Genomic DNA, 6,370 nt, shown 5'->3' with positions numbered 1-6,370 from the left:
TCGACATCTACGTAAATTGCGTCTAAGTTGTTCATGCCCTTGTCCTTGGTAATCTTATATTTCTTGGTCGAAAGATCTGATCACCGCAAGGGCATTTAGTTCAATTTCTTATGCGCAGCTCAGGTTAGTTACCTCACTCATTACCTTACTTAAAAGGTCTAATTAAACGTTGCGTTTATTAGACCTTTTCTTTTTTAATTGAAAGCAAGTGAAAGCGACTGAAATTGACAGCAACTGAGTAAAGTTACTTACGTAAAGCTACTCGTTGACCATAGTCATTTGATCAAACTCTTTATTTAAATAATGTGAGACATTGTTAAACATGGTTTTCACCATATCTTGCCGACATGCTTGCGTATTCGCACTGACGTGAGGGGTTAATAAAGTATTATCAAGTTTAAGTAATTCTTCATTAATATGAGGTTCATTGGGGTGAACATCTAACCCAGCCGCCCGAATAACTCCAGTTTTTAACGCATCAACTAACGCCTGTTCATCAATTAACGCCCCTCTTGCAACATTGATCAGGGTTGCGGAAGGTTTCATCATGTTTAGCGTTTGCTGATTAATAATGTGCTGTGTTTGCTTATTTAGCGGGCAATGCAGTGAGATGTAATCTGACTCACTCAGTAACTCGTCAATAGAACGACAATAAATAGCTCCAACTTTATCCAACTCATTATTTGCTTGGCCTTTAGCTTGCGAGCTGTTTAGCGGATCATGGTATAACACTTTCATATCAAAGCCTGCTGCCCGTTTCGCCACCTTTTGAGCAACGGCATCAGCACCAATAATACCAAGTGTTTGGTGATGAACCGCATCGCCGATAATCCCAGTCATATTATCTGGTGTCCACTGACCTGAGCTCACAAATTCAGCATTAGTAATTAAGTGCCGAGCTGAGGCCAAGATTAATAAAAACGTGAAATCAGCGGTATCATCTTTTAGTACTGGTGTATTAGTCACAACAATATTGTGCTTTTTTGCAGCAACTAGATCGATATGATCAGTGCCTACACCTATGCTGGCGATATAGTTTATATTGCTGGGTAATTTAGCAATAAATTCTGCGTTAATCGGGTTAAATGGTGTCGTGATAATAATTTCACCATCATCAAATTGTGACAGTTGTCCATTGTATTGGCTAATCTCTATATTGCCCGACGGTGTCGGTATCGCTGAAAAAGGCAATTGGCTTAATGAAATAATCATAGAATGATTGGTTAACCTCAAAGTTAGATTATCGTTTGAATAAATTATAAAATAAGCGTCTTGATGAGTGCTAATAGCTTCAGTTATGAAAATGTAATCGTAAATCTGGTTTATTTTACCTCAGGGCAATAAACAGCAAAGACTAATAACGTAAAAAACGCCAGTGATTAATCACTGGCGTTTTTAAACGACACTTTATTTAGATTTTAGTACCAATTGTACTCAACGCTAATACCATATGTTGCGCCCATACCCGAGTACTTAGCAATCATTTCGTTGTTTTTCATCACAGCAGAGGTGTAATATTCATCTGTAATGTTGCGTCCCCAAACATACGCTTTCCAATAATCACTAACCACACCAGCACGTAAATTAACTAAACTATAGCTAGGGTTAATATAGCGTTTATCGAACTCATAAGGTTCAGCTGGAATAACAACTTCATAAGGCTGACCAACAAAATCAGAAACTGCTAATGTGGTATCAGCATGACTTTCAAAGTCTGCGTGTGATTCAGATGAATAACTTAAATCCCCCGCAACAAAGCCCATTAATTCACCAGTAAGCTCCCACTCATACTTTGCCGTTAAGTTAGCTTGCAAGTCTGCAGCAAATGGCAAAGGTGAACCAACGAGATCGATATTTTGACCATTTTGGTTAAAGCCATCACCTTTGGTCACTTCGCTATCTAACCAGCCAACAGCGGCTGAAATTGTTAGACCATTAGTTGCATGCCATTGTGCATCAAATTCAATACCTGTCACTTTTGACTCATCAACATTACCTAAGGTACCTGCAGTTCTGAAAATAGGAATAATTTTCTTAGTAAATAACTGTTTATCTTGGTAATCATAATAAAATGCCGAGCCATTGAAGCGTAATGTTTTATCGGCTAATAATGACTTAAAGCCAATTTCATAGGCATCAAGCTGTTCTTGAACAACTGGCAATAATTGCTTATCGGTTAATGCAGCTGTTGAAGGGAAGCTACCAGCTTTAAAGCCTCGGCTATACGATGCATAAACAGAGATGTCTTCTGTTGCTTGGTAGTTTGCAGCAAAGCGCCAAGAAAGTGAGTCTTCTTCTAAGGTATCTTTAATCGCGCCAGGTCGCTGGTTGTCGGTACCAAAATCAATTACCGTTCCACAATCACCCGCGTTGTAACCATCACCCGGTGTAATACCTGCATCCTGTCCACCGAAGAAGAAGTTACTAAATGTCGTGCTAACACCACCATCAACATCGCGTGAACAGCCGGTATACTCAGCTTTGTCGTCAGAATAGCGCAAAGCTGTTGTAATCGTTAGATCGTTCGAGACTAGCCAGTCAATATTAACGTAGGCAGCAAGTGTCGATGTCGTTTGGTTAATATCATTCTCTGCAATACTGAAACCAAGACCCGGTAGCGGCAAAATATTAACATTACTACTTAGACCCCAGTCTTGTTGGGTTTGATAATCAACTTCACTATCACTGTAATAAACACCTGCAATCAACACCATATCATCGGTTGTGTTGGTAATACGAAATTCTTGTGAGATAGAGTCAATTTTTCCGTTTTGGTAAACGTAATCCATGGTGACATACTCAGAGTCTGGTGCAGTTGCATACTTGCCACGCAAGTAGCCTTCATAGCCAACACTCAATGCGCCACCAGTAATTCCCTCAATAAAGCCTTCAAGAGTACTTTGAAGCGGGTGATTTTTAATATTACCAATGGTTTCGCCACGATAGCCACCACGCTCATATTCTGAGCCATCATCTTTAAATGTTGAATAACCGGTTAATGAGGTAAACGTCATGCTATCATTGATTTCATGATCAATATGTAATGACGCCATCGTCGTGGTGTAATCAACTTTCGGTGTACGACCTTGCGTCCAGTCTGCTTTGCTAGGATCCTTAGATAACCCGGTAAAATTTTGAGGGTTATTCTCGATATTTAACGCGCCTTGATAAATCGCAGCAGTAAAAGGTGCCCCACCTGCCATACCTGGGATATAGTCAATGTTCTGTGGCGCAATAGTTTCTGAGTCATCTTTTGCATAAGAAACACTCAATAATGCATTAGTTCTATCGGTGAGATCAAAACTCAAACTACCACGCATCGCCAGTTTATCTTGTCGACCTAAGGTTTCATCACGAGAAATGCTTTCTTGCCAACCCTCTCCGGAATCAACCACTTTAATGGCAAAGCGTCCATTAACACTGTCAGATAACGCGCCTGTAACAAAACCTTCTGCTGAAATTGTTTCATAAGAGCCAAATGAGCCCTTAAGGCCTGCTTCAAAATAGTCTTGTGGTTTGGCGGCAATATAATTAATCGCACCAGCCGTTGAGTTACGGCCATATAAAGTACCTTGAGGGCCCTTTAGTAGTTCAACACGTTCAAGGTCAAGATTAGCGCCTTTGGTTAAGATTGGAAATGGTACAGCGATTTCATCAACATAGACACCCACGGTCGACGTTGCTTGAGCACTGTTTTCGTTAAAACCAACACCACGAATGGTGTAAACCGGCGGACCGAATGCGGTGTCACTGTAGTTAAAACCAGGAACTACGTTGGCTAGATCTGTGGTGTCTTCGATCCCCAATTCATCTAATTCTTCGGTATTCATCGCAGAGATGGCCATAGGCACATCATTAATTGATTGAAGGCGTTTTTGAGCGGTTACTTCGATGACTTCGAATTGCTTTTTCTCGCTGGTTTCCTCAGCGATTGCAGCTTGAGCTGCTAATCCTGCCAATATTGCGGTTGACAGAAGAGACTGTTGTAATACTTTTTTATTCATCATGTTAACCCTTGTGTTGAGTTTTTTATTATATTTATTGATCACTTATTAAAGTGTTCAATAAACTCAACTTAACACCTATCGGGTTGTTCGAATTGTAAGCTAATTAACAATTGCATCAAGATTGTAAAAGCTAACCTTTGTTAAACTCAGTTTTAAAATGGCCTCGGCAAACAAACAAATTCAATAGCTAAGTTCAAAACAACGGAAAGCTAGGTAAATAGAGGGCTGTAAGGTTATCGAATTTGGTAAGAATATTAATTTGCAGTTAGGTCAAATAAATATAACTATTATTGAATATAATTAATATAAATCTTGCCTATTTGAATATTAGAAAGGTTTATTTTATTGATTTTTTGAGGTTTGCAACTGTTGAAAAAAATCCTGACAAGAACACTTTAAATCAAGATGTTATTAAAATAAGTATCTCCGCTAAAACCATACTAGATAAATCAAAACAGCCAACTGTTTATGCTGAAATAGGGGCTTAAGTACTAATTAATTGCTAATTAACACTTAAGTCCCTAATAAAAACACACTAATGCGATTTAATCGCAATTTAATCGCGATTAAATGGCTACAGGCGCTTTAATATTTGGATAGGCATCATAATTTTCAATGGTGAAATCTTCAAAGCGATAGCCGTAAATATCATCCGGTTTACGATTAATGACCAACTGCGGTAATGATTTAGGCTCACGGGTTAACTGCTCACTAATTTGTTCCATATGGTTTGAATAGGCATGCAAATCACCAAAACTAACAATCACCTCACCCGGCTCAAGATCACACTGTTGGCAAAGCATATGAACAAGTAAAGACAGGCTAGCAATATTGTATGGTAGCCCTAAAAATATATCTGAGCTGCGAATGTAAAGCTGACCAGATAACTTACCATTAGCCACATAGAATTGATAAAGTAAATGGCATGGCGGTAATGCCATACGCCCTGCTTTTACATTGTCTTGCGGGCTGATACTTTCATCGGGTAAATACTCAACATTCCAACCGTGAAATAAAATACGACGACTATTCGGGTTGTTTTTCAAGGTATCAACCACATAATCAATTTGATTAATAGTGCCACCGTCTTTAGTTGGCCATGCTGTCCACTGCTTGCCATAAATAGGCCCCAGTGAGCCGTCTTCTAGTGCCCATTCATCCCAAATTTTTACGCCATTTTCATTAAGCCAATTATTATTAGTATTACCACTTAAAAACCAAATCAGCTCGTTAGCAATACTTTTAAAGTGTAACTTTTTAGTGGTTAATAAAGGAAAGCCATCGGCTAAATTATGGCGGATTTGGCGACCAAAAACCGAACGGGTGCCGGTACCAGTTCGATCTCCCTTTTGTGTGCCATTTGCTAAGACATCGTTTAATAAATCTAAATATGCTTTCATTAATTAACTCTCAAATTCGTCGACATTGATAACACCAGCAGCCAGCTGATTTTTCACTATTTACCTTTCGCTTTTATCTCGGCTTTTGCTTGGCTATTGGCGCCAATAACAATAATTGCCACACCCAATAGTACCATAGGCAAACTTAATAACTGCCCCATTGAAATATGAGCGAAAATAAAGCCAAGGTGAGCATCTGGTTCTCGGAAAAACTCCACAATAATTCTAAAACTACCATAGCCAATTAAGAATACGCCTGAAGCTAAACCCAAGGTTTTAGGTTTTCGGGTAATGGCATATAAAATAGCAAATAAAACAACCCCTTCTAATGCAAATTCATAAAGCTGCGACGGGTGTCTAGGTAGGCCAAGCGGATCGTTAGGGAAGATCACAGCCCAAGGCACATCAGTTTCTCGGCCCCATAGCTCCGCATTAATAAAGTTACCAATGCGCCCCATACCTAAACCAATTGGCACTAATGGCGCAACAAAGTCACCGACTGCTAAAAATGCTTTTTTATTTTTTCGCGCAAACAGGTAAATCGCGGTAATAACGCCAATGAGTCCGCCATGGAAAGACATGCCACCTTCCCAAATTTTAAATAAGTACATAGGCTCTGCGAGCAGGTACTCAAATTGATAAAACAACACGTACCCTAAACGGCCACCAAGGATGACGCCTAAAAAGCCATAAAATAATAAATCACTAACTTGTTCTCTAGTCCACAACCCTTGGCTTTTATCTGCTGCCCGGTTTGCAATAAACATTGCTGCAATAAAACCGATAAGATACATCAAGCCGTACCAACGCACAGCAACAGGGCCAAGACTAAAAATTACTGGGTCAATAGCAGGAAATTGAATAAATTGAGATGACATGAATGACTACATCCGCCGGTTTTGCACCGACTATTTGTTATTAAATTTTGCGTAAGATTATGCCCTGAATATCAGGTAAATACTA

4 protein-coding genes are annotated in these 6,370 nt (G+C 39.4%); all 4 read right to left on the bottom strand.

Annotated elements, in window-relative coordinates; genetic code table 11:
• Positions 1-258: 258 nt before the first annotated feature.
• The 4 genes from ACOB82_RS15605 to lgt all read right to left on the bottom strand — a co-directional run bounded on the left by ACOB82_RS15605 (position 259) and on the right by lgt (position 6,285).
• Positions 259-1,212 carry a 2-hydroxyacid dehydrogenase gene (locus tag ACOB82_RS15605; RefSeq protein ID WP_448213912.1) on the bottom strand — a complete coding sequence of 318 codons (954 nt, stop codon included), beginning with the start codon at positions 1,210-1,212 and terminating at the stop codon, positions 259-261.
• Between the two features lie 206 nt (positions 1,213-1,418).
• On the bottom strand, positions 1,419-4,007 hold the full coding sequence (locus ACOB82_RS15600) for a TonB-dependent receptor (RefSeq protein ID WP_448213911.1): 2,589 nt from the start codon (positions 4,005-4,007) through the stop codon (positions 1,419-1,421).
• 566 nt (positions 4,008-4,573) lie between these two features.
• Positions 4,574-5,407 (bottom strand): thymidylate synthase, encoded by an 834-nt coding sequence (locus tag ACOB82_RS15595; RefSeq protein WP_448213910.1) that lies wholly within the window; start codon positions 5,405-5,407, stop codon positions 4,574-4,576.
• Positions 5,408-5,463: 56 nt separating this feature from the next.
• Positions 5,464-6,285, bottom strand: a complete 822-nt coding sequence (gene lgt / locus ACOB82_RS15590; protein WP_448213909.1) for a prolipoprotein diacylglyceryl transferase — start codon at positions 6,283-6,285, stop codon at positions 5,464-5,466.
• Between the last annotated feature and the right edge of the window lie 85 nt (positions 6,286-6,370).

It is taken from the genome of Colwellia sp. MEBiC06753 (assembly GCF_053470325.1).
Note: the sequence above shows the minus strand (reverse complement) of the source record. Positions and strands in the feature narration are given on the sequence as shown.